Below are 26,199 nucleotides of genomic sequence, written 5' to 3' on the forward strand. Positions count from 1 at the left end.
ATGGAAACAAAACAGGAAAATGTAATTCGTACCGATTATTCGGAAATTATGCAGAAATCCTATATTGATTATGCGATGAGTGTCATTATTTCACGTGCACTTCCGGATGTGAGAGATGGTCTGAAACCGGTTCAGAGAAGAACACTTTATGATATGTATGAACTGGGGATCCGTTATGACCGCCCATATCGTAAATGCGCCCGTATTGTCGGTGACACCATGGGTAAATATCATCCGCATGGTGACAGTTCCATTTATGATGCGCTGGTTGTGATGGCGCAGGATTTCAAGAAGGGCAGGACGCTGGTAGACGGACATGGAAACTTTGGTTCTATCGAAGGTGACGGAGCAGCGGCCATGCGATATACCGAAGCGCGTCTGGAAAAGCTCACGCAGGAAGTTTTTCTGAGTGATCTCGATAAAAACGTAGTGGATTTTGTGCCGAACTTTGATGAGACGGAGAAAGAACCATCCGTGCTTCCGGTTCGTATTCCGAATATTCTTGTCAATGGTGCAGATGGTATCGCGGTTGGTATGGCGACCAGTATTCCGCCGCACAACCTCGGTGAGGTGATCGATGCGGTCAAGGCTTATATGAAAGATAATACCATCAGCGTAAGAGGTTTGATGCGTTATATCAAAGGACCTGATTTTCCGACTGGCGGTATTGTAGTAAATAAAGATGATCTGCGTAAGATTTACGAGACAGGAAGCGGCAAGATCCGTCTGAGAGGCAAAGTCGAAGTTGAGAAACTCAAAGGCGGCAAAAAGCAGCTCGTCATTACCGAGATTCCGTATACCATGCTCGGAGCAAACATCGGCAAGTTCCTCAATGACGTGGCATCTCTTGTCGAGACAAAGAAGACGACCGACATTGTAGATATTTCAAACCAGTCTTCCAAAGAAGGCATCCGTATCGTGCTTGAACTGAAAAAAGATACCGATGTGGAAAACCTGACCAATATGCTGTACAAGAAGACTCGTCTGGAAGATACTTTCGGTGTTAATATGCTGGCAGTTGCAGATGGACGTCCGGAAACACTAAGCCTGAAACAGATCATCGAGTATCATGTGGATTTCGTCTTTGAGATCACCACAAGAAAATATCATACACTTCTGGACAAAGAACTGGAAAAACAGGAAGTGCAGGAAGGACTGATCAAAGCCTGTGATGTTATTGACCTGATCATTGAGATCCTTCGCGGAAGCAAGAACCGTGAGCAGGTAAAGAAATGTCTGGTCGAAGGAATTACAGAGGGCATCAGGTTTAAATCAAAAGCAAGTGAAAAGGCGGCTGCGAAACTTTTGTTTACAGAAAGACAGGCAAATGCGATTCTGGATATGCGTCTGTATAAACTGATTGGTCTGGAAATCGAAGCGCTGCAGGCAGAATACCAGGAGACGATGAAAAATATCGCACTTTATAAAGATATTCTGGAAAACTATGATTCCATGGCGGCAGTGATCATCAAAGACATGGATGAGATCAAGAAAGAATATGGAAGAAAACGCCGTACGGCAGTCGAGAATGCAGAGGAAGCCGTTTACGAAGAAAAGAAGATGGAAGAGATGGAAGTCTGCTTCCTGATGGATCGCTTCGGCTATATGAAACTGATCGACCAAAATGCGTACGAACGAAATAAAGAAGCAATTCACAACGAAAGCAAATATGTCTTCAGCTGTATGAATACAGATAAGATCTGTATCTTTACAGACAAAGGCAAGATGCATACGATCAAGGCGGCAGATATTCCACTGGTACGCTTCAGAGACAAAGGTACTCCGGCAGATAACTTAAGCAATTACAACAGTGCAGAAGAACGGATGCTGTATGTGGCACCGGTCGGACAGATCCGCACAGACCGCCTGCTGTTTGTGACAAAGTTATCTATGTGCAAACTGGTAGAGGGCGCTGAGTTTGATGTGGCGAAACGTACGATCGCATCGACGAAACTTGCAGAAGATGATGAACTGATCTTTATAGGCGGTTCGGCGGAAATGGAGCAGATCGTATTACAGAGTCATGGTGGATGCTTCCTGCGTTTTTTGAAACAGGAGATTTCCATTATGAAAAAGACGGCCATTGGTGTGCGTGGAATGAAACTTGCCGGCGATGACTATCTGGAACATGCATATCTTCTGGCGGGACATCAGGAATATACGATCACTTATCATGACAAAGAATATTCCCTGAACAAAGTGCGTCTGGCAAAACGTGATACAAAGGGTGTAAAGCCCAGAATATAAAAAACTCCTTGCTTTTCATCAGTGATGGTGATATGATAGGGATAACATGATAACGGATAAACAAGAGAGTGGGCTTCGGTCCACTCTTTTTGCGAGATAATCCGGATGTGCGAAAGGCAGGTGTAAAAATGAGCAGACGGGATGAATATGAACAGAAAGCAGAAGCTTTGCTTTTACCGATCGTAGAGCGAGAGGGATTCGAGCTTGTAGATGTAGAATACGTAAAAGAAGCAGGTAACTGGTATCTTCGCGGATACATTGACAAACCGGGCGGAATCACGGTCAATGACTGTGAGGCAGTCAGCAGGGCATTCAGCGACAAACTGGATGAAAACGATTTTATTGAAGACAGTTATATTATGGAAATCAGTTCGCCGGGTCTTGACAGACCACTGAAAAAAGAAAAGGATTTTGCCAGAAGCATGGGCAGACTGGTAGAAGTCCGGACATATCGTCCAATCGACAAACAGAAAGAATTCTGTGGTGTTCTGGATGCATATGATGAAAACAGTGTTACGATCAATGAGGACGGTGTCTTACGCACATTTGAAAAGAAGGACATTGCCCTGATCCGACTGGCAATTGAATTTTAGGTACGATTCAGATATGCTTTGATAAAATGAGGAGGAAATAAAAAAAATGAACAAAGAGTTAATGGAAGCGCTGGATATCCTGGAAAAAGAAAAAAATATCAGCAAGGATACATTACTGGGAGCTATCGAGCAGTCCCTGATCCAGGCTTGCAAGAACCATTTCGGTAAAGCAGATAATGTGCATGTGACAATTAATCCGGAAACCTGCGATTTCAGCGTTTATGCAGAGCGTGAGGTTAAGGAATTCGTAGAAGATCCTGCAATGGAGATTTCACTGGTAGAAGCACAGAAGCTTAATACCAATGCAGAAATTGGTGATATCATTAAAGTAGAGATCCATTCCAAAGAGTTTGGACGTATCGCAACACAGAATGCAAAGAATGTTATCCTTCAGAAAATCCGTGAAGAAGAACGTAAAGTTCTTTATGATCAGTATTTCGGAATGGAAAAAGAAGTTGTTACCGGTATCGTACAGCGTGTGATGGGCAAGAACGTCAGCGTAAACCTCGGTAAGGCAGACGGTGTCCTCAGTGAAAACGAGCAGGTAAAAGGTGAAGAATTCAAACCAACCGAGAGAATCAAGGTTTATATCCTTGAAGTTAAGGATACACCGAAGGGACCACGTATTCTTCTTTCCAGAACTCATCCGGGACTGGTAAAACGTCTCTTCGAATCTGAAGTTGCAGAAGTGAAAGACGGAACTGTTGAGATCAAGAGCATTGCCAGAGAAGCAGGCTCCCGTACAAAGATCGCTGTATGGAGCAATGATCCGGATGTAGATCCGGTTGGTGCATGTGTTGGTATGAACGGTGCCAGAGTAAACTCCATCGTAGAGGAACTCCGCGGTGAAAAGATTGATATCATCAACTGGGATGAAAACCCGGCAATCCTGATCGAGAATGCACTGAGCCCGGCGAAAGTAATCGCTGTTATGGCAGATCCGGACGAAAAGACAGCACTGGTAGTCGTTCCGGATTATCAGCTTTCTCTTGCAATCGGTAAAGAGGGACAGAATGCACGTCTGGCAGCCCGCCTGACAGGATTCAAGATTGATATCAAGAGCGAGACACAGGCAAGAGAATCCGGTGAGCTCTATGATTATGATGATGAAGATGAGTACTATGATGAGGACGAGTACAGCGAAGAAGATACAGAAGAAACTGCTGAAGATACAGAAGCAGAAGAAGCTGTTTCCGAAGAGCTGACAGAAGAATAATCTATGGCTACAAAAAATAAAACACCTCTGCGTCAGTGTACCGGATGCAGAGAAATGAAAAGCAAAAAAGAAATGATCCGAGTACTGAAGACCCCGGAAAATGAGATCGTGCTGGATGCGACCGGAAGAAAGAACGGCAGAGGTGCCTATGTCTGTCTGTCACAGGAGTGTCTGGAAAAAGCAGTCAAAAGCCGTGGGATCGAGCGCTCATTGAAGATGGCGGTACCGGCTGAGGTCTACGAAGACCTGAAAAAGGAGTTAGCTAATATTGAAAAACAACAATAAAGTGTTATCACTGGTTGGTCTTGCAACAAAAGCGGGCAAGATTGCCAGCGGTGAATTTTCTACAGAAAAATCTGTAAAGACCGGCAAAGGATTTCTGGTTCTGGTAGCGGCTGACGCATCAGAAAACACCAGAAAGAAATTCAGTAATATGTGTGAATTTTATGAAGTTCCGATTTACTTCATCGCAAATAAAGAAGAACTCGGAAAATTCTGCGGAAAAGAATTTCGTGCCAGTCTGGCGGTACAGGATGAAAACTTTGCGAAAGCAATGATGAAAGAACTTGCGAAAACCGAAAAGTAAGAATGAAAACTGGTTTTGATTCATTGACGTAAAGGAGGAACCAATGTGCCGAAGATCAAAGAGCAAGAACATGTCAGAATAAAAGAAAAATCAACACAAGAGGGAAAGGAGCAGATTACCAAGGTGGCAGATGAAAAGATGGTAACAACGAAGGCGGAAGCAGAAAAGACAGAGGCTCCCAAAAAGAAAAAAAATATTATTCGCGTATATCACGCACAGAATGCCAGTGACGGAGGCAAAAACAGACCGAAACGTCCGGCATCAGATAAAAAACCGGCTGCAAGACCGCAGCAGAGAACACAGGCAGCAAAACCGGCTGAGACAGTAGCTAAGAAACCGGCAGCAGAAACTACTGCACCGAAGAAACCGCAGAGTACTCCGGTACAGGAAACACCGACAGCTAAGAAACCGGCTGAGAAACCGGCAGCAGAAGCAGCTCAGACTCAGGCAAGACCGCAGAGAAGCGAGCAGGGTGGCTATAATAACAACAGAAACCAGAACCGCCCGAACAGAGATAATCGTGAGAATCGTGGAGATAACCGCGGTGATAACAGAGGAAACCGTGATTTCCGAAACAATGGAGACAAAAGACCATCTGACCGTGGACCGCAGGGCAACCGTAACGGTGGTGGCCGTCCGCAGAGACAGGGAGAAGGCCGTCCGCAGAGACAGGGAGAAGGCCGTCCGGCACGTCAGGGTGAAGGCAATGGCCGTCCAATGAGAGGTAATGGCCGTCCGCAGCAGGGTGGTCAGGGAAGACCAGGACAGGGCGGAAACGGAAGACCGGACAACAGAGGTGAAGGACGCTTTGGCGGAAATAACCGTGGCGGACAGAGAGCCGGCGGCGGAAGAAGAGATAATGATGCCGTATTCACACCGGAACTGACAAAAACATCCAAGGACAGCAAGAGAGAGCGTGACAGAGAGAATAAGAACAAAAAGAAAGATTTTGAGAAAAATTCCGGTGCAGGTCACAACAGACCGAATCAGGGCGGAAGAAGAAATCTTTCCAGAATTCCGAAAGCTCTTCAGAAACCTGCTCCTCAGCCAAAACAGGAAGAGAAGAAACCAGAAGTAAAAGAGATCACTCTTCCGGAGAAAATGACAATCCGCGAGCTTGCAGAAGCAATGAAGATGCAGCCGTCTGTAATTGTTAAGAAGCTCTTTATGGAAGGCATCATGGTAACTGTAAACCATGAGATCGATTTCGAAAAAGCACAGGAAATCGCACTTGACTACGATATCATTGCAGAACCGGAAGAAAAAGTAGATGTGATCGAAGAACTCCTGAAAGAAGAAGAGGAAGACGAATCCACAATGGTTTCCAGACCGCCGGTTGTCTGCGTTATGGGTCACGTTGACCATGGTAAGACATCCCTTCTGGATGCAATTCGTAATACACATGTAACAAGAGGCGAGGCAGGTGGAATCACACAGCACATCGGTGCCTCTGTTGTTGAAATCAACGGACAGAAGATCACTTTCCTTGATACACCGGGACATGAAGCATTCACAGCAATGCGTATGCGTGGTGCAAACTCTACTGATATTGCGGTACTCGTTGTTGCGGCTGATGATGGTGTCATGCCACAGACTGTTGAGGCTATCAGCCATGCAAAAGCAGCAGGTGTAGAAATCATTGTTGCAATCAACAAGATTGATAAACCAAGTGCAAACATTGAAAGAGTAAAACAGGAACTTTCTGAATATGAACTGATTCCGGAAGACTGGGGCGGAAGCACCATCTTCGTACCGGTATCTGCACATACAGGAGAAGGAATTGATACACTGCTTGAGATGATCCTTCTTTCAGCAGAAGTACTTGAACTGAAAGCGAACCCGAACCGTGCAGCCAGAGGTCTTGTTATCGAGGCTCAGCTTGACAAAGGTAAAGGTCCTGTTGCAACGATCCTTGTACAGAAGGGTACTCTTCATGTAGGTGACTTTATTGCAGCAGGCGCATGTAGCGGTAAGGTACGTGCAATGATGGATGACAGAGGAAGACGTGTCAAAGAAGCAGGACCGTCCACACCGGTTGAGATTCTTGGTCTTGGTGATGTGCCGAATGCAGGTGAGATCCTGATGGCATTCCCGAGTGACAAAGAAGCGAAAAACTTTGCGGCAGCATTTGTTACCGAGAATAAGAAACACCTCCTTGAAGAAACAAAAGGCAAACTTTCCCTTGATAATCTCTTTGATCAGATTCAGGCAAGTGATCTGAAAGAACTGCCGATCATCGTCAAAGCAGATGTACAGGGTTCTGTAGAAGCCGTGAAACAGAGTCTGATCAAACTTTCTAATGAAGAGGTTGTTGTTCGTGTGATCCACGGCGGTGTAGGCGCAGTTAATGAATCCGACGTATCTCTGGCAGCAACTTCCAATGCGATCATCATCGGATTTAACGTTCGTCCGGATGCGATGGCAAAACAGCTTGCAGATCAGGAAGGCGTAGATCTTCGTCTTTACAAAGTTATTTATCAGGCAATCGAAGATGTGGAAGCAGCAATGAAAGGTATGCTTGATCCGGTATTTGAAGAAAAAGTTATCGGTCATGCAGAAGTACGTCAGCTCTTCAAGGCATCCGGTGTCGGTACGATCGCAGGAAGCTATGTTCTGGATGGTATTTTCCAGAGAAACTGCAAAGTACGTATTACAAGAGAAGGCGAGCTGGTATTTGAAGGTGAGCTTGCATCTCTGAAACGATTTAAAGATGACGTTAAAGAAGTAAAAGCAGGATACGAATGTGGTCTTGTATTTGACGGATTCAACGATGTCAAAGAAGAAGATAAAGTAGAAGCGTATATCATGGTAGAAGTGCCAAGATAGGAGTAGATCATAAATGAGAAAAAACAGCATTAAGAATACAAGGATCAATGGGGAGGTTCAGAAGGAACTCAGTTCCATCATCCACGGAGAAATCAAAGATCCGCGGATTCACCCGATGACCTCTGTCATGGCTGTGGAAGTGGCTCCGGATTTGAAGACCTGCAAGGCATATATCAGTGTGCTGGGCAATCAGGAAGCAAAGGAAGCTACGATCAGGGGACTGAACAGTGCGGAAGGATATATCCGCCGTCAGCTTGCCAGAAACCTGAACCTTCGTAATACACCGGAGATTCGTTTTATTCTGGACGAATCAATCGAATACGGTGTAAATATGTCAAAATTAATTGACGATGTTGCAAAAAGAGATGCTTCTTTGGGAAAATCTGAGGAAGAATAAGAGGAATGACCATGAAAAATATAGCAGAAGTACTGGAAAGTGTAAAAACTGTCGGGATTGGCGGACATATCCGTCCGGATGGCGACTGTGTCGGTTCCTGTATGGCACTGTATCTGTATATCAGAACATATTTTCCGGACATTGATGTGACCGTTTATCTTGATCATCCGAAGCCGATCTTCGGACATATTGAATGTATCGATGAAATAAAAACAGAGGCAGATGACAGCATATTTGACCTCTTTATTACCTGTGATGTCAGTGCCAGAGACCGTCTGGCACTTGCAGGTACTCTTTTTGAAAAAGCAAAGAAGACTGTCTGCATCGATCATCATGTGAGCAATCCGGGATTTGCGGATATCAACCATGTTCAGGGAGATATCAGTTCCTGTTGTGAGGTGCTGTACGGAATCCTCGATTCTGGGAAGGTGACACTTCCGATCGCAACCGCAATCTATACAGGAATGGTGCACGACACCGGTGTATTCCAGTATTCATCTACTTCACCGGAGACCATGCGCATTGCCGGTGAGCTGATGAAGACCGGAATTCCGTTCAGCAGGATCATTGATGAATCTTTCTATCAGAAAACATATCTTCAGAATCAGGTTATGGGACGTGTGCTTGCAGAAAGTATCCTTCTCCAGAACGGTACATGCATTATTGGCTATCTGCGAAGAAGAGATATGGATTTCTACGGTGTTGAGGGCAGTGATCTGGATGGTATCGTAAGTCAGCTCCGCCTTACAAAAGGAGTAGAAGTTGCAATCTTTATTTATGAGACAGAGACACAGACATTCAAAGTTTCTCTTCGCTCGAATGGCAAAGTGGACGTAAGTAAAGTTGCTGTTTTCTTTGGCGGCGGCGGACATACAAGGGCAGCAGGATGTGATCTGCATGGCTCTATGTACGATGTGATCAATAATATCACAGCAGAAATTGAACGTCAGCTTACAGAGGAGGACAACGCATAATGGATGGCGTACTGAATATCCGCAAAGAAAAGGGTTTTACTTCCTTTGATGTCGTTGCGAAGCTGCGCGGAATCCTCCATATGAAAAAAATCGGACATACAGGGACACTGGATCCGGAAGCAGAAGGTGTGCTTCCGGTAGTCCTTGGAAAAGCAACCAAACTCGTAGATCTTCTGACTGATAAGCAGAAGACATATGAGGCGCTCATGCATCTGGGGCTGGAGACTGACACACAGGATATGACAGGAACCGTTCTCTGTGAGAAAACTGTTGAAGTGTCAGAAGAGGAAGTCGAGGCTGTGATTCGGGAATTTGTCGGAGAATACCAGCAGATTCCGCCGATGTACTCTGCTCTGAAAGTAGATGGCAAAAAGCTCTATGAGCTTGCACGAGAAGGAAAAACCGTGGAGCGTAAGGCAAGGACGGTTCATTTCTATGAAATTGATATAAAAGAAATAAACCTTCCGTATGTTCGTTTTTCTGTTACGTGCAGTAAGGGAACTTACATTCGTACGCTCTGCCATGATATCGGGCAGAAGCTTGGATGCGGTGGCTGTATGGAAGAACTGATCCGTACCAGATCAGGGAATTTCACATGGGAAGACAGCATGACACTTGCAGAAGTAGAAGATGCAGTCAAAGATGGTACGATTGAAGACCGGGTGATCCGTATCGGGCAGGTACTGAAAGATTATCCGGAAATTTTTTGTACACGTGAAGGTGACCGCCTTCTTGAAAACGGAAATGCCCTTACGGAATATTTTGTAAAAGGCAGCCACAAAGAAGGATGGGTTCGGATGTGTGACAGTCAGGGCGAATTTAAAGGGATTTATCAGTGGGATGAGGCAAAAAACCGCTATCAGCCCCAGAAGATGTTTTTGTAGGCAGGAGTAACAGCATAATATGGAATACGTAAGACTGAGCGGGCAGTTTCCGAAGCTTACCAAAAGTGCAGTGACACTTGGCAAATTTGATGGTATCCACCGTGGACACAGGAAACTGATCCGGACAATTCTGGAGCGCAAAAAAGAATATGGAGAACTTGCCGTAGTGATGGCGTTTGTTTCTGACAGGCAGATGATTTTTACTTCCGAAGAACGGCGGACATATCTCGCAAAAATGGGAGTCGATGTTCTTCTGGAGTGTCCGCTGAATGATGAAATCAAGCATATGAAGGCCGAAAATTTTATTCGTCAGATTTTAAAAGGTGATCTGCAGGCAGAATGCGTAGTTGTCGGTGAGGATTTCCGCTTTGGATATGAACGGAAGGGGACACCGGAATTACTGCAGAAATTCGGCGAAAAATATGAATACGAGACGGTTGTCATTTCAAAAGAGATGGAGGGAAGCCGTAAGATCAGCAGTACTTATATCCGTGAAGAATTAAAAAAGGGCAACATGGAAAAGATACGGGATCTTCTCGGAAGACCTTTTTGCGTGTCAGGAAGAATTGAACATGGCCGGGGGCTGGGACACAGGGATTTCTTTCCTACTGCCAATATCATTCCGCCAAAATCGAAGCTGATGCCGCCAAATGGAGTGTATGTCACTATGTCTCATTTTGAAGACGGAGATTATCCGGGAATCACCAATGTCGGATACAAACCGACGGTCGGAGAAAGTTTTCTTGGTGTGGAGACGAATCTGTTTGACTGTGATCTGGATCTTTATGGAAGAGAATGTACCGTTGATTTTTATAAATTTACCCGCCCGGAGCAGAAGTTTACTTCATTTGAAGCGCTCAAGGCGCAGATTCGGAAAGATATTCAGTCCGGAAAAGAATATTTTCAGAATGAGAATAGTTCGCAAAAAACTTTACGCTTTGAATCAAAATAATTATTTACACGTCATTTGTTTTATGCTATACTAGTCGAGGTGTAAATCAGCCCATATTCAGAGATTGGAATCTCCAACCGTTTCTTAATATGTGGCGGTTCATTAATTATCAAATTATTTTAAGGAGGAAATCAGAATGATTTCAAAAGAAAAAAAACAGGCAATCATGAAAGAATATGCAAGATGTGAAGGCGACACAGGTTCACCGGAAGTACAGGTTGCAGTTCTTACAGCAAGAATTCAGGAACTGACAGAGCATTTACAGACACATCACAAAGATCATCACTCCAGACGCGGTCTGCTGAAGATGGTTGGACAGAGACGTGGACTTCTGGCATACCTGAAGAAAACAGACATCGAAAGATACCGTGCACTGATTGAAAAATTAGGTTTAAGAAAATAATTAGTATGCGGACGGGGCGGATAACCATCCGCCCCATTTTTGCATATAAAAACATCTGAACCTGTCAGACACAAAATTCCAAAAAACAATAACAGAAGTTATTTCCGAGACTACTGAAAAGCTCATTGCGGCCAATGGTTTTTTCAGTTGTTTCGGGCTTCTGTTTACAATGTCAAACACAGATTTTAAAGGAGAAAAAGTATGTACAAAAGTTATTCTATGGAATTAGCCGGCAGAACGCTGACTGTAGATATCGGTCGTGTTGCAAAGCAAGCAAACGGTGCAGCGCTGATGCATTACGGTGACACTACTGTACTTTCCACAGCAACAGCATCCAAAGAGCCGAGAGAAGGAATTGATTTCTTCCCTCTGAGCGTTGAATACGAAGAAAAAATGTATGCAGTAGGCAAAATTCCGGGTGGATTCAATAAGAGAGAAGGAAAGGCAAGCGAGCATGCAATCCTGACTTCCCGTGTTATCGACCGTCCGATGCGTCCGCTGTTCCCAAAAGATTACAGAAACGATGTTACTCTGGTAAACATGGTTATGTCTGTAGATCCGGAATGCAATCCGGAAATCCCGGCTATGCTTGGTTCTTCCATTGCAACCTGTATTTCAGATATTCCGTTTGATGGTCCGTGTGCAACCACACAGGTAGGTCTGATCGATGGCGAGTTCATCATCAACCCGTCACTTGCTCAGAAAGAACTTTCTGATCTTCAGCTTACTGTTGCTTCTACCAGAGAAAAAGTTATCATGATCGAAGCCGGTGCAAATGAAGTTCCGGAAGACACCATGATCGAAGCAATTTACAAAGCACATGATGTAAACCAGGAGATCATCCGCTTTATCGATAAGATCGTTGCAGAATGCGGCAAAGAAAAACATCTTTACGCTTCCTGCGCAGTTCCGGAAGAATTGTTCGAGGCAATCAAAAAGATCGTACCTTCCGAAGAAATGGAAGAAGCTGTATTCACAGACGATAAACAGACAAGAGAAGAAAATATCCGCGAGATCACAGCAAGACTTCAGGATGCATTTGCAGACAATGAAGAATGGCTGGCAGTTCTCGGCGAGGCTGTATACCAGTACCAGAAGAAGACTGTACGTAAGATGATTCTCAAAGATCACAAACGTCCGGACGGTCGCCAGATCACACAGATTCGTCCTCTGGCAGCAGAAGTAGACATTATTCCGAGAGTACACGGTTCTGCAATGTTCACACGTGGACAGACACAGATCTGTACAATGACAACTCTGGCTCCGCTTTCCGAAGCACAGAGAATCGACGGACTGGATGAATTCGAAACATCCAAGAGATATATGCACCACTACAACTTCCCGTCCTACTCTGTAGGTGAGACCAAACCGTCCAGAGGACCGGGACGTCGTGAGATCGGACATGGAGCACTGGCTGAGCGAGCTCTCGTACCGGTACTTCCGTCAGCAGAGGAATTCCCGTACGCAATCCGTACAGTATCTGAGACATTCGAATCCAACGGTTCTACTTCTCAGGCAAGTATCTGTGCATCTACCATGTCTCTTATGGCAGCAGGTGTACCGATCCGTAAACCGGTTGCAGGTATTTCCTGTGGTCTGGTAACAGGTGCTACAGATGATGATTACATCGTTCTGACAGATATCCAGGGTCTGGAAGACTTCTTCGGAGATATGGACTTTAAGGTTGCAGGTACACATGACGGTATCACTGCAATTCAGATGGATATCAAGATCCATGGCCTGACAAGACAGATTGTAGAAGAAGCAATCCGCAGAACAAAAGAAGCAAGAGAGTACATCCTCACAGAGGTTATGGAAAAATGTATCGCAGAGCCTCGTGATCATGTAAACAAATATGCACCGAAGATCGTCCAGATCCAGATCGATCCTCAGAAGATCGGTGATGTAGTAGGTCAGAGAGGAAAGACCATCAACGCGATCATCGAGCGTACAGGTGTACAGATTGACATTACAGATGAAGGAGCAGTATCTATCTGCGGTGTTGACCAGCACGGTATGGATGAAGCAAAGAAAATGATCAAGACGATCGCAACAGATTTCGAAGCAGGACAGATTTTTGAAGGTACTGTTGTAAGCATCAAAGAATTTGGTGCATTCGTTGAGTTTGCTCCTGGCAAAGAAGGTATGGTTCATATCTCCAAGATCAGCGATCACAGAATCAACCGTGTAGAAGATGTTCTGACTCTTGGTGACAAGGTAAAAGTGATCTGCCTTGGTAAAGACAAGATGGGAAGAATGAGTTTCAGTATTAAGGACGTACCGGAAGAAGCATAAATATGAGATATCATAATATAACCAAAGATGATATGCTGAACGGAGACGGGCTTCGGGTTGTTCTGTGGGTTGCCGGTTGCAATCACTGCTGCCGGGATTGCCAGAACCCGATCACCTGGGATCCAAACGGCGGACTTGCATTTACAGAAGCAGAGGAAGCCGAAATATTTACAGAGCTGGATAAAGATTATATCAGTGGGATCACCTTCTCAGGAGGTGATCCACTGCATCCATCGAACATTTCAGCAGTTACTGCTTTTGCGAAAAAAATCCGTGAAAGATATCCGGACAAGACAATCTGGCTGTATACCGGCTCTACATGGGAAGAAATTCAGAATGAAGCAGTCGTACAGTATCTGGATGTCTGTGTAGATGGAGAGTTTCAGGCTGACAAAGCAGATACCTCTCTTCGATGGAAAGGCTCTTCCAATCAGCGTGTCATTAATGTTCCCGCGACACTTCGCGAGGGAAAAATTGTTTTACATTGTGCAAATTAAGCAAGTTTAATTTGCAGATCAAAAGCAAAATACCTGTTATATAAAGAGGCACAGGAGGAAGCATGAGACGAATCGCAAAATTTCATAAAGTAAGTCCTGCACAGTTTGCAAAGGACTGGAAAGATACTTTTCCGACAGCAGATGAGAAAGAAATTTTATCTGTTTACGAAAACATCCGTCTTCCATTAAGGGCAACCGCCGGAAGTGCCGGATATGATTTTTTTGCCCCTGTTGATATTACACTGGCCCCGGGAGAGACTGCAAAGATCCCGACTGGTATCCGCGTGGAAATGGAACAGGACTGGGTACTGAAATGTTACCCGAGAAGCGGACTTGGATTCAAATTCCGTCTCCAGTTAAATAATACAGTGGGAATCATTGACAGTGATTATTTCTATTCGGATAATGAAGGTCATATTTTCTCAAAGATCACAAATGACAGCAACGAAGATAAAACTGTCAGCATTGCAGCCGGTACAGGCTTTATGCAGGGAATCTTTGTAGAGTATGGAATCACGGTAGATGATGAAGCAACCGGAGTCCGCAATGGTGGATTCGGAAGCACCACAGAAAAGAAATAAGACGTAATTAAAATGGAGGTTTCAGCCGATAATGGCGGAAACCTCCGTTTTCTTTAAAAATTATTCGAGCGGTGCACCGGCAGCTTCTGCTTTACGTGCATTGTCCAGCACGATATCAAAAGCTTCGGCAGCTTTTGCATATTCGTCATCGGATTCGATGTTTGCAAGGATCGGATCACCTTTCTCGGTACGGGAGAATTTGTAAAGATAAACTTCTCCGTCCTGATTCTGTCCGTTTTCGTCAAGTGGAAGCAGGGCAATATATTCCTGGGCATCTACCGGGAAGACAGTCAGAATTGCGCATTCGATCTCTGTGTCATCGTCCAGAGTCAGGGTGATGGTATTATGGCTTTCGGTGGAAGAATTGCTGCCGCAGTCCAGTCCGCAGGAAGCACAGTCGCTTGGCGTACAGCCATTTTTCAGTTCGTCACTCATTTGATTTTCCTCACTTTGTTTTCATTATCAGTCTATTTTAACAGATAACAGAAGCGAATACAACGGGAAAGCAAAAATGCCGGAGAAAAGACAGAGAAAATGCGTGAGAAGAAAATAAAAAAATGTGTTTAAACTGTATCGTGAATCATGTATAATGGAAATATCAGACATTTGATCGATTTGAAGGAGTAAATGAGACAATGAAATTGATTTCATGGAATGTAAATGGAATCAGAGCCTGTATTACAAAGGGTTTTGAGGATAGATTTAAGGAGCTGGATGCAGATATTTTCTGTCTGCAGGAGACGAAATGCCAGCAGGGACAGGTTGAGTTGGAGCTTCCGGGGTATCACCAGTACTGGAATTATGCGAACCGCAGAGGGTATTCCGGCACAGCCGTATTTACAAAGAAAGAGCCATTGTCGGTAGTAAATGGAATCGGGATAGAAGCGCACGACAAAGAAGGCCGTGTGATCACACTTGAATTTGAAGAATTTTATTTTGTTACGGTATATACACCGAATTCCCAGAGTGAACTGCGCCGCCTGGAATACAGAATGGAATGGGAACGGGATTTTCTGGCCTATCTTCTGAAATTGCAGGAAAAGAAGCCTGTGATCTGCTGTGGTGATATGAATGTGGCGCATCAGGAAATCGATCTGAAGAATCCGAAGACCAACCGCAAAAATGCAGGTTTTACCGATGAAGAACGAGCATGCTTTTCACGTATGCTGGAAAGCGGATTTGTTGATACTTTCCGCTATTTCTATCCAGATAAAGAAGGAATCTATTCCTGGTGGTCTTATCGCTTTAAGGCACGTGAAAAGAATGCAGGATGGAGAATCGATTATTTTATTGTATCTCCGTCGTTGAAAGACAGACTTCAGGATGCATCGATCCATACAGAAATTATGGGCTCAGATCATTGTCCGGTAGAACTGGATATTGATTTTGAGAAATAATGGATCTGAGCGAAATAAAGTGACAAGGAGAACCGGGAATGGAAAAAAAGAACAGAATCTGTGCGTATAAGGGAGATCCGGTAGTCCCCGGTGTAAACAAAAAGAAAAACGGCATTAATTTTGCAGTGGAGGTTCCAGGTGATACAGAAGCTTCACTGGTATTATATCGAAAGGGGGCTGCGGAACCGGAAACAGAGTTTCCTTTTACAGAGGAGTATCGCACCGGCAGGATGTGTGCGATGCTGGTAACCGGGTTGAGACCGGAACGATATGAATACAATTTCCGCATAGATGGAAAAATCGTACAGGATCCTTTTGCTTGCGTAATCCGTGGGCGCGAGAAATTTGGTGCACCGTTATCGAAAGATGAACATGAGGTTCGCTGTGCATTTCTTTCAGAAAAAGAATATGACTGGGAGGGGGACACCGCACCGGAGATTCCGTACAGTGAAATGATTCTTTACAAAATACATGTACGTGGATATACCAGACAGGCGAAGCTTGCACTTCGAAAAAGAGGTACTTTTGCAGGACTTACTGAGATGATTCCGTACTGGAAAGAGCTTGGGATCAATGCGGTAGAACTGATGCCGGCATATGAATTTCAGGAATGTGTACAGGCAGATTATGCTGTGAATCTGGCAGTTCGTAAGAAATCCGATGACAGAATAAATTACTGGGGATATACCAGGGGATTTTATTTTGCACCGAAAGAATCTTACTGTGCTACGAAGGAACCGGACAGAGAGTTTCGCGATATGATCCGGGCATTGCACAAAGCAGGGATCGAGTGCATTATGGAAATGTATTTCCCTAAGGGAACACCCTCCTTACAGATGATACGCTCACTGTGGTTCTGGAAACTTTATTATCATGTAGACGGCTTTCATCTGCTGGGAGATGGGGTGCAGCAGGATGTGATCGAGCGTGACCCAATCCTTTATGGAACAAAAAAGCTGTTTTCAAATGTTTCAGGGGAAGCAGATGCAGAAAATATGCTTGCAGAATATAATGCCGGATTTATGCTGGATATGAGACGTTTCCTTAAGAGTGATGAAGGAATGATCTCCGGCGCAGAGTTCCATGTGCGAAGAAATACCGGGAATTTTGGTACAGTAAATTATATGGCGGCGCAGGATGGTTTTACGCTGTATGATACTGTTTCTTATAATTATCGCCACAATGAAGCCAATGGCGAGGATAACCGGGATGGCAGTGAATTTAATTATTCATGGAACTGCGGAGTAGAAGGCGGTACGCGAAAGACGGCGGTACGCAGGATGAGAGAACAGCAGATGCGTAATGCGTTTCTGATGCTGCTGCTCAGTCAGGGTACACCAATGATCTATGGCGGAGATGAATTTGCAAATTCACAGGCTGGCAACAACAATGTATGGTGTCAGGACAATCCGACCGGATGGACCGACTGGAAAAATGCCAGAAGACATACCGGACTATCTTCTTTTGTGAAGGAGGCAATCGCTTTTCGCAAAAATCATCCGATTCTCCATATGCCGAAGGAAATGCGTGGTGTAGATTATATGGCAAAAGGTTTCCCGGATGTTTCTGTGCACGGAGAGCGCGCATGGTTTTTAAACCGCGATAATACGAGCCGCCTCCTTGGTATCATGTACTGCGGTGCCTATGCACAGAAGGACGATGGCACAGAAGATGATTTCCTTTATATAGGGATGAATTTTCACTGGGAAAAACGTAATATTGCACTCCCGAATCTTCCGGAGGGAATGAACTGGAAAAAGATAGCAGACACATCCGAGATGGGAGAACCGTGGTTCCGTGAACAGGAGGAACCATACAAAAAATCTGTCAAGATCAATCCACGAACTATCGTGGTGCTGACAGCAAGGCAGGAGGAATCAGAACATGCATCCGTGGCTCCACTTCAAAACGATAACGAGGCATAAACTACTTGTAATGAAATATTGTTTTCGTATAGGGTTATATAAGCAGGGACTGCTTCACGATCTTTCAAAGTATTCTCCGACAGAATTTCTCGTGGGATGCAGATACTATCAGGGAACGAGAAGTCCGAATAATGCAGAGCGAGAAGACATAGGTGTATCTACTTCGTGGCTGCATCACAAGGGGCGCAATAAACATCATTTTGAACACTGGGTAGATTATTCCATTGATGGCGAGCATGTGATCATGGGTGCACAGATGCCGCGAAAATACGTAGCAGAGATGGTAGTCGACCGTATCAGTGCATCCAGAAATTATCTGGGAGATGCTTATGATGACAGCCAGCCGCTGGATTATTTCCTGAAAAGTAAAGAAGAGCTCTGGTTTATCCATCCGCAGACAAAGAAAGAACTTGAGGCACTTCTTCGTATTCTGAATGATCATGGAGAGGAAAAATTACTTCATTATATCAAATACAGATACCTCAGGGGTGAGACCAGAAAAATTAAATATTAAAAAGCAATTGCTTCAAAGCAGGATAAAGCCTTTTTCTATCGAAGAGCAGATAGAGAGAGGCTTTTTGTAATCTTATATTAAAATAAGATTATAAACAGTATATAACAGTTGACAACAGTACTGCACTGTTATATACTGTTTATCAAGGAGGGATGGATATGAACCTGATCATCAATCATACTTCCATGGAACCAATTTATGAGCAGATTATTGCACAGATCAAGGCTGGAATAATCAATGGAACGCTTGTTTCGGGAGAAGCACTTCCGTCAGTGCGGGCACTGTCCAGAGATTTAAAGATCAGTGCACTTACGGTAAAAAAAGCATATGACAGTCTGGAGTCGGAAGGAATGGTGGTAACCGTCCATGGAAAAGGCAGTTTTATTGCAGCGACGAATCAGGAACTTCTGATGGAAGAGCGGCGAAGGGAACTGGAAAAAGAACTGGAGGCAGCAGTGCGCAAAGCGCGGATCGGAGGACTGACCGCACAGGAAATCTGCGAAACATTTCAGATTATAATGGAGGATGGGGAATGTTAATACAGTTGGATCATGTGAAGAAAGAATATGGGGATTTTACACTTGAACTGGATATGCAGATACCGGAAAACAGAGTGACTGGTCTGATCGGTGCAAATGGAGCCGGTAAAAGTACGACATTTAAACTGATGCTGGGATTAATCCGGCCGGACGCAGGAGACGTGAAAGTGTTTGGGAAAAAAGCGGGAGAGCTGAGTGCAGAAGACAGACAAAAGATTGGAACTGTTTTTTCGGACAGCGGTTTTTCAGAATACCTGACAGTGCAGCAGGTGGGCAGAATTATGCAGGAATTTTACCCGGACTTTGAGCCGGAACAGTTTTACAGACGGTGTGAGTACTTTCATATTCCACAGAAGAAAAAAATAAAAGAGTTTTCTACCGGAATGAAGGCCAAATTGAAAATTCTGCTGGCAGTCAGCCACGACAGTCATCTTTTGATTCTTGATGAGCCAACGGCAGGTCTGGATGTGATTGCAAGAGAAGAGATTCTGGATATTCTGCGGGGTTACATGGAAGTGCCGGGACGTTCGATCGTGATCAGTTCTCACATTTCCGGAGATCTTGAACATTTTTGTGATGATCTGTACATGATTGATAAGGGGAAAATAGTACTGCATGAAGATACAGACCGCATTATGGAAGAATATGGATTGCTCAAAATGTCGGAGCAGGAATTCACCGGACTTGATAAAGAATATCTTCTTCGTGTCAAAAAAGAATCTTTTGGTTATAGCTGTCTGACAGATCAGAGAACCTATTATCTGGAAAATTATCCGATGATTGTCAATGAAAAAGGAAATATAGATGAAGTAATCGCTATGCTTGTGAAGGGGGAAAGGGTATGAGAGGATTATTGCGGAAAGATCTGGAACTGGCAAGATTAAACATCAAAATATGGGGAGCCCTGTTTTTTATAGGAGTGATATATCTGTTCAGTGGCAAAAGCATGGATGGTGGCAGCTTTTTTACTGCATATATGGTGTTTGTGAGCATTGGACTGTCTGCCGGAACAATTTCTTATGATACATCAGATCACGGGATGCAATTTCTTTTGACACTGCCTGTGACACGCAGAGAATACGTGAAGGAAAAATATCTGTTCTGTATCGGCCTGACTGCAGTGCTTGGAGTAATCTCTTTGTTGATCAGTATGCTGGTCTATAGGAAGGTTAATATGGAATTACTGGTAAGTGCGGGCGCTGTTTTTTACTGCGCAATATTGTGTCTGGCATTGATGCTGCCGTTGAGACTGAAATACGGAGACAGAGGAAGAATTCTTATGGGAGGTCTTGCTGTTGCTGTTTTTGCAGTCATTGCTTTGTGTAATGAAATATTGCAGAAGTTTCATATAAACGGAAATGTGGAGGATTTTTCCTTCGCCCGGAATGGAGTGGTGATCGCAGTTGGGATGGTGATTGTATGCGTTGGCTGCCTGGGGATTTCTGTGAAAAGCAGCGAACATATTATGGAGAAGATGGAAGAATTTTAATTATGTCATTTATAATTCAATTTAGTCAAAATATATAAAAATGACTAAATTACAATTGTTGATGACGAAATTGAATTGCAAAGGAACCAGTTCAAAAAAACAGGAGAATCATTTCATGAATAAAAATCAGATTTTTATAAAGAGTGGGACAGAATACAAAAAGATGACAAAGGAATTGCTTACAGCAAGTAATCTTGCAGAACTGATCGGCGACCGGTATAAAATGGTCGGGATCAAACCGAATCTGGTGTCGCCATCCGATCCGTCCGAGGGTGGCACCACACATCCGGAAATCGTAGCCGGGATTCTGGAATATCTGAAAGAAAACGGATTTCAGAATATGATGATTCTGGAGGGATCCTGGGTGGGAGACCGTACGGCAGATGCCTTTGAAGTCTGCGGATATCGCAGTCTCTGTGAGAATTATGATGTAAAATTTTATGACACTCAGAAAGATAAGAGTTATGTGAAAAACTGCAGCGGACTGGAACTGAAAATCTGCGAAAGCGTGAAAAAAGTCGATTTTCTTATCAATGTGCCGGTCATGAAAGGACATTGTCAGACAAAAATCACCTGTGCACTGAAAAACATGAAAGGTCTGATTCCAAATACAGAAAAAAGACATTTCCATGCAATGGGACTGCACAAGCCGATTGCACATCTGAATACAGGAATCCATCAGGATTTCATTGTAGTTGATAACATCTGCGGAGATCTGGATTTTGAAGACGGAGGCAATCCGGTTGTGATGAATCGCATCTGGACTGCGATGGATCCGGTACTGGTTGATGCCTGTGTCTGCAAACAGTTACATTATGAAGTAGAAGAAGTGCCATATGTAAAAATGGCAGCAGAACTTGGTGTAGGCTGCGCTGATATTTCAAAAGCAGACATCCAGATTCTTGGAGAAGCAACAGAACATCACATTGCAGAACGACGAAAAGTAGTCGATGTGGCAGATGCAGTAGAAGAAGTAGAATCCTGCAGCGCCTGCTACGGCTACCTGATTCCGGCACTTGATATGCTGAAACAAGAAGGCCTCTTCGAAAAACTCCACGAAAAAATATGTATCGGACAGGGCTACCGTGGAAAGACAGGCGAACTCGGTGTCGGCCATTGCACCCGAAACTTCCGATGTCACGTAGAAGGCTGCCCGCCAACCGAAACTCAGATCTACGAATATTTGAAGGCGTATATTGAGCAACATTCCTAAAGAATAAAAATCAGAATCTAGTTCTATTACAGAATGGACTCAATCTACTATTTATGTTCAGAGAAGCCTGTAAGATATTCGCTATTCAGCAACAGGAATTTCCCTTTCCGTCTGAATGCTCTCTTAAACTATTGAATTCACTTACAACAGGAAACCTCACTCCTCCCAATTCCAAAGTTTAAGAGCCGGAAGCCATATTAATTTAATTATTTGAACTCACAGAAAGAACCCTGAGCAGGGAGTCTCGCAGACATCTGCAGAAGTCGTGCAATTTCTTAGATATGTTCTGGCTGTATTATCCCCTGAAATCGTACTGTTCGAGCAAAATGCGAGTTTACGATTTCAGGGGATGCCTTTTACAGACAGGTCATATCTTAGAAATTACCGACGACGAAGCCGTCTGCGAACTCCCTGCTACAGGGTTCCTTCGTAAAATCAATTACCAATCAATATCCTTCCAGCTCGTTACCTGCAATCTCATCTACTTCTTCATTGCAGCTTCCTTCAGAATCTTCACAACCTCCTCCAGACTGAACTTACTGCTGTCAATACAGAGATCATACTGCCCCATATCCAGCCACTTCTGATCCGTGAAAAACTCAAAATACGCACGACGTTCCTTGTCCATTCTCTTAACAAGTTTCCTTGCACTCTTTTCCTCACGATCCAGTCGTTTCATAACTGTCTGTACACGGTCTTCAAATGGTGCATAGATAAACACTTTCAGAGCATGGTCAGTGAGAATGTTGTTTGCACACCTGCCAACGATCACACAGTCTTCCTGATCGCTTAAAGAAAGAATGATTTCCCTTTGGATGCCAAACAGAACATCATTCATGGGGATCGGATAACGGTCAACACCGATCTGCAGCTCACTGTCAATAGGGAATCCCCATGGACTTGGCCGCTTTTCATCCACTTCTGCCAACTGACTGAGCGGAACCTGCTTTTTACTGCTTGCCAGCTCGATCAGTTCCCGGTCATAAAATCCGATTCCCATTTCTTCGGCAAGAGCCTTTCCGATTATCCGTCCATTACTTCCATACATACGATTGATTGTGATAATACGTTTACTCATATAGCTGCCTCCTCTCAAAGAATCAAACTTTTATATGCTTTTATCATAGTATAATTTTTGGAAAAATTCAATAAAAAAACAAAATAAAATGATAATAATTTATTATATTTGCAATAAAACTGACGAATTAAAATAAGTTTTAAGGTATCTTTAAGGTTAATTCATTTGCCTTTCACAGTTCTCTCAAGAAGTAAACACATCTTTTCGTTAAAGTAATACAAGGAAGTTTTTGTTGAAAGCGGAGATCACGTTTCGGCAGGAACTGTACTTGCAACCGTGGATTCATCATCTGTACTTGAAGCAGTGGAAGATGTTCAGAGCGAACTGACGGAGCTCTGTTATATTTTCAGCTGTGATCGGTATATGTTTCGGCTTGTATCCGGCCTGGAAAGCAGCGGCAAAAAAGCCGATCGAGGCCCTTCGCTATACCGGTTAAAACAGTATCCAAGTTGCTGTGAACGGAGTGAACAGTAGCGATTGTCGGATTTGAGAGACAACCGTCGAACGAAAATGATTGACCATACAGAGGCATGAAAGTTATAATGATCCTGTCAGGGAAAACAGTACTGGAAAAAATTACTTGACATATCTACGCATATTAAATATAATTTTCTTATGCATTACAGAAATGTTACAAAAAGTTAAAAACACGAAACAGTAACGAAAAAAGTAATGACAAAGATGCAAGGAATGTTTGAGTATGAGAAAAACAGGATTAACAAAACAGCATAACAGAAAGGATAAAGACGGCAAAGTACAGAATTCTTCCCTTCATGGATTTGTATCACTGAGCGTCTGTGCGCTTACAGTACTGACTGTGACCGGCGGATGTAAGCTTATCGGAAGCGGAAGACAGAATCAGGTTTATGCTGCATCTGAGCAGAAAAGCAGCACATATACGGTCTATACGGATGATTCTCTGCCAACCGGAATTGCAGGTGTGGTTTCAGGAGTAAATGCAACACCGTCAGCCGGTATGACCGTCAAGCGTATCGGTATTTCCTGTGATGATGTGATTGTTGGTCAGCGTGTCAGCAAAGTTACCAGCAGTGCGGTGGAGATGAATGTCAGCGACTTGATGACGACCACAGTAGATAACTTTGATGCGCAGGTGATTTCTCATTCTTCTTCTGCGAAGATGATGTCGGATGAGGATTATGAGAATCTTCTACAGATCGTAGAGGCAGAAGCAGGCACAGAGGACATTAAAGGTCGTGTTCTGGTAGCAAATGTCATCATGAACCGTATCAAATATCCGGAGTTTCCGAATAATGCGACAGATGTCATCTGGCAGTATATAGATGGTGTGGCACAGTTTTCACCGGTAGCTGATGGACGTATTTCTGAAGTAGTCCCTACCAACGAAACAAAAGAGGCTGTTAAGCAGGCACTGGAAGGTGTGGATTATTCAGAGGGTGCGCTGTTCTTTATCCAGAAATCAGCAGCAGCCAAGAATAACATTCAGTGGTTTGATAAGAACCTTAAAAAGCTGTTTAAACATGGTGTGCATGAATTTTATACATATCCTGAGGCAGTTCAGCAGTAAAATACATAAAAAAAACACAGTGGGTTCCGGGGATACTAAGTGTTTCACCGGAATCTTTTTTGTTTGACAGGAATTATAAAAAATACTTTTTGGGAATGTTCTGTAATTTGCTATGGAATTTTACACGGCAACGTGGTATACTGTGACCAAAAATGAAACAAACTCGAAGAAAGGCAGGAAGGATACATGCAGGTATTATACAAGAGCACAAGAGGCAAAGGCGAAACAGTAACTGCTTCCATGGCAATTTTAAAAGGACTTTCTGAAGATGGAGGTCTGTTTGTACCCACTGAGATTCCGAAACTGGATGTGCCGGCAGAAAAGCTTGCACAGATGACATATCAGGAAACTGCATATGAAGTTATGAGCCGTTTCCTTACAGACTTTACAGAAGAAGAGCTGAAAAACTGTATTGCAAGTGCATACGATGAGAAGTTTGATACTTCTGAGATCGCACCGCTTCATGAGGCTAATGGTGCATATTATCTGGAACTGTTTCATGGTGCGACGATTGCATTTAAAGATATGGCACTTTCTATCCTGCCGCATCTTATGACAACTGCTGCAAAGAAAAATGCAGTCAAAAATGAAATCGTAATCCTTACTGCAACATCCGGCGATACCGGAAAGGCGGCACTTGCAGGTTTTGCGGATGTTCCGGGAACCAGAATCATCGTATTCTATCCGAAACACGGTGTCAGCCCGATTCAGGAAAAGCAGATGGTAACGCAGAAGGGTGACAACACTTATGTAGTTGGAATTACCGGAAACTTTGACGATGCGCAGACAGCAGTCAAGAAGATGTTCAACGACCGTGAGCTTGCAGCAGAACTTGATGGTGCCGGATTCCAGTTTTCCTCTGCAAACTCCATCAATATCGGAAGACTGGTTCCACAGATTGTTTATTATGTATATGCTTACTCCAGACTGGTCGGACAGGGCAAAGTAAAAGCAGGAGACAAGATCAATGTTGTAGTTCCGACAGGTAACTTCGGAAATATTCTTGCTGCTTACTATGCAAAACAGATGGGACTTCCAATCAATAAACTGGTTTGCGCATCCAATGAGAATAAAGTCCTTTTTGATTTCTTCCGTACAGGAACTTATGACAGAAAGAGAGACTTTATCCTTACAACTTCTCCGTCCATGGATATTCTGATTTCCAGCAATCTGGAACGTCTGATCTATCGTCTGACAGGCGAAGATGCACAGAAGTGTGCAGAACTGATGCAGTCATTAAGTGAAGGCGGAGAATATACAATCACTGATGAAATGAAAAAAGGTCTTGCAGATTTCTATGGAAATTACTGCAGCGAAGAAGAAACAAAAGAGACCATCCATAATGTTTACAAAAACAGTGATTATGTGATCGATCCTCATACAGCTGTTGCGGCAGGCGTTTATAAGAAATATCTGAAGGATACAGACGATCATACTGTAACGGTGATTGCATCTACAGCAAGTCCGTACAAATTCACAAGAAGCGTAATGGATGCTGTTGCAGATAAAGAAGAAGACAAAGATGATTTTGCACTGGCAGATCAGCTTTCTGCCATTTCCGGTGTCAAAGTGCCGAAAGCAGTAGAAGAAATCCGTACAGCACCGGTACTGCATGATATTGTAGTAGATGCACCGGATATGCCGGATACTGTCAAAAAAGTTCTCGGCATTCACTGATTTAACAAACACAGAAAAGAATGTTGCTGTGAACAGTAACAAAAGAATCTTTTACAGAAACTTTTTCCAGTATTATGTGTTGAAAAATCACATATAATAGAGTACAATAAAAAAAGAAAATAACTTCTGGAATGTGCGAGACCCCTTTTTTATTTGAACCTACATTGACAAATAGGGACTCCTACATTGTTGAAGTGATGTCAGACCTCTCGTTGTGGTAGGCAGATCTTCAGTTGCGGACACCCATCCTGGCTTAGGCTAGGCGTCAAATGGAAGGGAACGGCATTCCGGATCTTAAAGAAAGAAATGAGTCATAGAGATATGGCTCTTTTTTTGAAGAAGTATTATGTATAGTCAGGTTTGGGAGGAA

General features: G+C 43.7%; 25 protein-coding genes, 1 other RNA gene and 1 pseudogene. 25 read left to right on the forward strand and 2 right to left on the reverse strand.

Features of this window, described 5'->3' with window-relative positions:
• The 14 genes from BQ7344_RS00860 to BQ7344_RS00925 all read left to right on the forward strand — a co-directional run bounded on the left by BQ7344_RS00860 (position 1) and on the right by BQ7344_RS00925 (position 14,451).
• Positions 1-2,247 (forward strand): DNA gyrase/topoisomerase IV subunit A, encoded by a 2,247-nt coding sequence (locus tag BQ7344_RS00860; protein WP_072521018.1) that lies wholly within the window; start codon positions 1-3, stop codon positions 2,245-2,247.
• A gap of 128 nt (positions 2,248-2,375) precedes the next feature.
• The gene (gene rimP / locus BQ7344_RS00865; protein WP_072521019.1) at positions 2,376-2,840 is read left to right on the forward strand and encodes a ribosome maturation factor RimP; all 465 of its coding nucleotides are present in this window, start codon (positions 2,376-2,378) and stop codon (positions 2,838-2,840) included.
• A gap of 46 nt (positions 2,841-2,886) precedes the next feature.
• Complete coding sequence (nusA, locus tag BQ7344_RS00870) at positions 2,887-4,056, forward strand: transcription termination factor NusA (RefSeq protein ID WP_072521020.1); 1,170 nt, start codon at positions 2,887-2,889, stop codon at positions 4,054-4,056.
• A 3-nt stretch (positions 4,057-4,059) separates the two neighbouring features.
• On the forward strand, positions 4,060-4,341 hold the full coding sequence (rnpM, locus tag BQ7344_RS00875) for an RNase P modulator RnpM (protein WP_072521021.1): 282 nt from the start codon (positions 4,060-4,062) through the stop codon (positions 4,339-4,341).
• A complete protein-coding gene (locus BQ7344_RS00880) occupies positions 4,325-4,642 on the forward strand; it encodes a L7Ae/L30e/S12e/Gadd45 family ribosomal protein (protein ID WP_072521022.1) in 318 nt (105 codons plus the stop codon). The genes rnpM and BQ7344_RS00880 overlap by 17 nt, the downstream gene beginning before the upstream one ends.
• Before the next feature lie 138 nt (positions 4,643-4,780).
• Positions 4,781-7,468: a translation initiation factor IF-2 gene (gene infB / locus BQ7344_RS00885; protein ID WP_235816141.1), complete on the forward strand. Its 2,688-nt coding sequence runs from the start codon at positions 4,781-4,783 to the stop codon at positions 7,466-7,468.
• Between the two features lie 13 nt (positions 7,469-7,481).
• On the forward strand, positions 7,482-7,865 hold the full coding sequence (gene rbfA, locus BQ7344_RS00890) for a 30S ribosome-binding factor RbfA (protein WP_072521023.1): 384 nt from the start codon (positions 7,482-7,484) through the stop codon (positions 7,863-7,865).
• A gap of 11 nt (positions 7,866-7,876) precedes the next feature.
• Positions 7,877-8,839 carry a DHH family phosphoesterase gene (locus BQ7344_RS00895; protein WP_072521024.1) on the forward strand — a complete coding sequence of 321 codons (963 nt, stop codon included), beginning with the start codon at positions 7,877-7,879 and terminating at the stop codon, positions 8,837-8,839.
• On the forward strand, positions 8,839-9,723 hold the full coding sequence (truB, locus tag BQ7344_RS00900) for a tRNA pseudouridine(55) synthase TruB (RefSeq protein WP_072521025.1): 885 nt from the start codon (positions 8,839-8,841) through the stop codon (positions 9,721-9,723). The genes BQ7344_RS00895 and truB overlap by 1 nt, the downstream gene beginning before the upstream one ends.
• Positions 9,724-9,742: 19 nt before the next feature.
• Positions 9,743-10,675: a bifunctional riboflavin kinase/FAD synthetase gene (locus BQ7344_RS00905; protein WP_015542978.1), complete on the forward strand. Its 933-nt coding sequence runs from the start codon at positions 9,743-9,745 to the stop codon at positions 10,673-10,675.
• 136 nt (positions 10,676-10,811) lie between these two features.
• Positions 10,812-11,078, forward strand: coding sequence for a 30S ribosomal protein S15 (rpsO, locus tag BQ7344_RS00910; RefSeq protein ID WP_015542977.1), 267 nt, complete (start codon positions 10,812-10,814; stop codon positions 11,076-11,078).
• 201 nt (positions 11,079-11,279) lie between these two features.
• Positions 11,280-13,373 carry a polyribonucleotide nucleotidyltransferase gene (locus tag BQ7344_RS00915; RefSeq protein WP_072521026.1) on the forward strand — a complete coding sequence of 698 codons (2,094 nt, stop codon included), beginning with the start codon at positions 11,280-11,282 and terminating at the stop codon, positions 13,371-13,373.
• 2 nt (positions 13,374-13,375) lie between these two features.
• Complete coding sequence (gene nrdG / locus BQ7344_RS00920) at positions 13,376-13,870, forward strand: anaerobic ribonucleoside-triphosphate reductase activating protein (RefSeq protein ID WP_072521027.1); 495 nt, start codon at positions 13,376-13,378, stop codon at positions 13,868-13,870.
• Between the two features lie 62 nt (positions 13,871-13,932).
• Complete coding sequence (locus BQ7344_RS00925; RefSeq protein WP_015542974.1) at positions 13,933-14,451, forward strand: dCTP deaminase/dUTPase family protein; 519 nt, start codon at positions 13,933-13,935, stop codon at positions 14,449-14,451.
• A 60-nt stretch (positions 14,452-14,511) separates the two neighbouring features.
• Here BQ7344_RS00925 and BQ7344_RS00930 read toward each other — a convergent pair whose 3' ends face one another.
• A complete protein-coding gene (locus BQ7344_RS00930; protein ID WP_072521028.1) occupies positions 14,512-14,886 on the reverse strand; it encodes a DUF1292 domain-containing protein in 375 nt (124 codons plus the stop codon).
• Positions 14,887-15,086: 200 nt separating this feature from the next.
• On the opposite strand from BQ7344_RS00930, the gene BQ7344_RS00935 reads away from it, so the two are divergent.
• The 7 genes from BQ7344_RS00935 (at position 15,087) to BQ7344_RS00965 (ending at position 21,528) form a co-directional block, all read left to right on the forward strand.
• Positions 15,087-15,848, forward strand: a complete 762-nt coding sequence (locus BQ7344_RS00935) for an exodeoxyribonuclease III (protein WP_072521029.1) — start codon at positions 15,087-15,089, stop codon at positions 15,846-15,848.
• Between the two features lie 38 nt (positions 15,849-15,886).
• Positions 15,887-17,773 carry a Type II secretory pathway, pullulanase PulA and related glycosidase gene (locus BQ7344_RS00940; RefSeq protein WP_083585454.1) on the forward strand — a complete coding sequence of 629 codons (1,887 nt, stop codon included), beginning with the start codon at positions 15,887-15,889 and terminating at the stop codon, positions 17,771-17,773.
• The gene (locus BQ7344_RS00945) at positions 17,733-18,287 is read left to right on the forward strand and encodes a DUF5662 family protein (RefSeq protein WP_072521030.1); all 555 of its coding nucleotides are present in this window, start codon (positions 17,733-17,735) and stop codon (positions 18,285-18,287) included. The genes BQ7344_RS00940 and BQ7344_RS00945 overlap by 41 nt, the downstream gene beginning before the upstream one ends.
• A 158-nt stretch (positions 18,288-18,445) precedes the next feature.
• Complete coding sequence (locus BQ7344_RS00950) at positions 18,446-18,826, forward strand: GntR family transcriptional regulator (RefSeq protein WP_015542969.1); 381 nt, start codon at positions 18,446-18,448, stop codon at positions 18,824-18,826.
• Positions 18,820-19,671: an ABC transporter ATP-binding protein gene (locus BQ7344_RS00955; RefSeq protein WP_072521031.1), complete on the forward strand. Its 852-nt coding sequence runs from the start codon at positions 18,820-18,822 to the stop codon at positions 19,669-19,671. The genes BQ7344_RS00950 and BQ7344_RS00955 overlap by 7 nt, the downstream gene beginning before the upstream one ends.
• A complete protein-coding gene (locus tag BQ7344_RS00960) occupies positions 19,668-20,315 on the forward strand; it encodes an ABC-2 transporter permease (protein WP_072521032.1) in 648 nt (215 codons plus the stop codon). Before BQ7344_RS00955 ends, BQ7344_RS00960 begins: the two co-directional genes overlap by 4 nt.
• A 115-nt stretch (positions 20,316-20,430) precedes the next feature.
• Positions 20,431-21,528: a DUF362 domain-containing protein gene (locus tag BQ7344_RS00965; protein ID WP_072521033.1), complete on the forward strand. Its 1,098-nt coding sequence runs from the start codon at positions 20,431-20,433 to the stop codon at positions 21,526-21,528.
• A gap of 481 nt (positions 21,529-22,009) precedes the next feature.
• On the opposite strand, the gene BQ7344_RS00970 is transcribed toward BQ7344_RS00965, so the two are convergent.
• A complete protein-coding gene (locus BQ7344_RS00970; protein ID WP_072521034.1) occupies positions 22,010-22,606 on the reverse strand; it encodes a cytidylate kinase-like family protein in 597 nt (198 codons plus the stop codon).
• A 334-nt stretch (positions 22,607-22,940) separates the two neighbouring features.
• On the opposite strand from BQ7344_RS00970, the pseudogene BQ7344_RS16900 reads away from it, so the two are divergent.
• The 4 genes and pseudogenes from BQ7344_RS16900 to ssrS all read left to right on the forward strand — a co-directional run.
• Positions 22,941-23,042 (forward strand): annotated as a pseudogene (locus BQ7344_RS16900) (ABC transporter permease); the annotation flags it as partial.
• A gap of 264 nt (positions 23,043-23,306) precedes the next feature.
• Complete coding sequence (locus tag BQ7344_RS00975; protein ID WP_072521035.1) at positions 23,307-24,152, forward strand: cell wall hydrolase; 846 nt, start codon at positions 23,307-23,309, stop codon at positions 24,150-24,152.
• Between the two features lie 186 nt (positions 24,153-24,338).
• A complete protein-coding gene (gene thrC, locus BQ7344_RS00980) occupies positions 24,339-25,829 on the forward strand; it encodes a threonine synthase (RefSeq protein ID WP_072521036.1) in 1,491 nt (496 codons plus the stop codon).
• A gap of 120 nt (positions 25,830-25,949) precedes the next feature.
• Positions 25,950-26,127, forward strand: a non-coding RNA gene (gene ssrS, locus BQ7344_RS00985) — 6S RNA.
• Positions 26,128-26,199: the final 72 nt, after the last annotated feature.

Source organism: Blautia sp. Marseille-P3087 (assembly GCF_900120195.1).
In the GTDB taxonomy this organism is placed as follows: Bacteria; Bacillota; Clostridia; order Lachnospirales; family Lachnospiraceae; genus Blautia_A.

Bases quoted from the DNA above. Each gene is read 5' to 3' on its own strand.
- rpsO (WP_015542977.1), top strand. From the start codon at position 10,812: ATGATTTCAAAAGAAAAAAAACAGGCAATCATGAAAGAATATGCAAGA.
- rimP (WP_072521019.1), top strand. From the start codon at position 2,376: ATGAGCAGACGGGATGAATATGAACAGAAAGCAGAAGCTTTGCTTTTA.
- BQ7344_RS00940 (WP_083585454.1), top strand. From the start codon at position 15,887: ATGGAAAAAAAGAACAGAATCTGTGCGTATAAGGGAGATCCGGTAGTC.
- BQ7344_RS00915 (WP_072521026.1), top strand. From the start codon at position 11,280: ATGTACAAAAGTTATTCTATGGAATTAGCCGGCAGAACGCTGACTGTA.
- thrC (WP_072521036.1), top strand. From the start codon at position 24,339: ATGCAGGTATTATACAAGAGCACAAGAGGCAAAGGCGAAACAGTAACT.
- BQ7344_RS00965 (WP_072521033.1), top strand. From the start codon at position 20,431: ATGAATAAAAATCAGATTTTTATAAAGAGTGGGACAGAATACAAAAAG.
- BQ7344_RS00945 (WP_072521030.1), top strand. From the start codon at position 17,733: ATGCATCCGTGGCTCCACTTCAAAACGATAACGAGGCATAAACTACTT.
- BQ7344_RS00895 (WP_072521024.1), top strand. From the start codon at position 7,877: ATGAAAAATATAGCAGAAGTACTGGAAAGTGTAAAAACTGTCGGGATT.
- BQ7344_RS00925 (WP_015542974.1), top strand. From the start codon at position 13,933: ATGAGACGAATCGCAAAATTTCATAAAGTAAGTCCTGCACAGTTTGCA.
- BQ7344_RS00905 (WP_015542978.1), top strand. From the start codon at position 9,743: ATGGAATACGTAAGACTGAGCGGGCAGTTTCCGAAGCTTACCAAAAGT.
- BQ7344_RS00860 (WP_072521018.1), top strand. From the start codon at position 1: ATGGAAACAAAACAGGAAAATGTAATTCGTACCGATTATTCGGAAATT.
- truB (WP_072521025.1), top strand. From the start codon at position 8,839: ATGGATGGCGTACTGAATATCCGCAAAGAAAAGGGTTTTACTTCCTTT.
- BQ7344_RS00930 (WP_072521028.1), bottom strand. From the start codon at position 14,886: ATGAGTGACGAACTGAAAAATGGCTGTACGCCAAGCGACTGTGCTTCC.
- nrdG (WP_072521027.1), top strand. From the start codon at position 13,376: ATGAGATATCATAATATAACCAAAGATGATATGCTGAACGGAGACGGG.
- BQ7344_RS00970 (WP_072521034.1), bottom strand. From the start codon at position 22,606: ATGAGTAAACGTATTATCACAATCAATCGTATGTATGGAAGTAATGGA.
- rbfA (WP_072521023.1), top strand. From the start codon at position 7,482: ATGAGAAAAAACAGCATTAAGAATACAAGGATCAATGGGGAGGTTCAG.
- nusA (WP_072521020.1), top strand. From the start codon at position 2,887: ATGAACAAAGAGTTAATGGAAGCGCTGGATATCCTGGAAAAAGAAAAA.
- BQ7344_RS00935 (WP_072521029.1), top strand. From the start codon at position 15,087: ATGAAATTGATTTCATGGAATGTAAATGGAATCAGAGCCTGTATTACA.
- BQ7344_RS00975 (WP_072521035.1), top strand. From the start codon at position 23,307: ATGAGAAAAACAGGATTAACAAAACAGCATAACAGAAAGGATAAAGAC.
- BQ7344_RS00950 (WP_015542969.1), top strand. From the start codon at position 18,446: ATGAACCTGATCATCAATCATACTTCCATGGAACCAATTTATGAGCAG.
- infB (WP_235816141.1), top strand. From the start codon at position 4,781: ATGGTAACAACGAAGGCGGAAGCAGAAAAGACAGAGGCTCCCAAAAAG.
- rnpM (WP_072521021.1), top strand. From the start codon at position 4,060: ATGGCTACAAAAAATAAAACACCTCTGCGTCAGTGTACCGGATGCAGA.
- BQ7344_RS00960 (WP_072521032.1), top strand. From the start codon at position 19,668: ATGAGAGGATTATTGCGGAAAGATCTGGAACTGGCAAGATTAAACATC.
- BQ7344_RS00955 (WP_072521031.1), top strand. From the start codon at position 18,820: ATGTTAATACAGTTGGATCATGTGAAGAAAGAATATGGGGATTTTACA.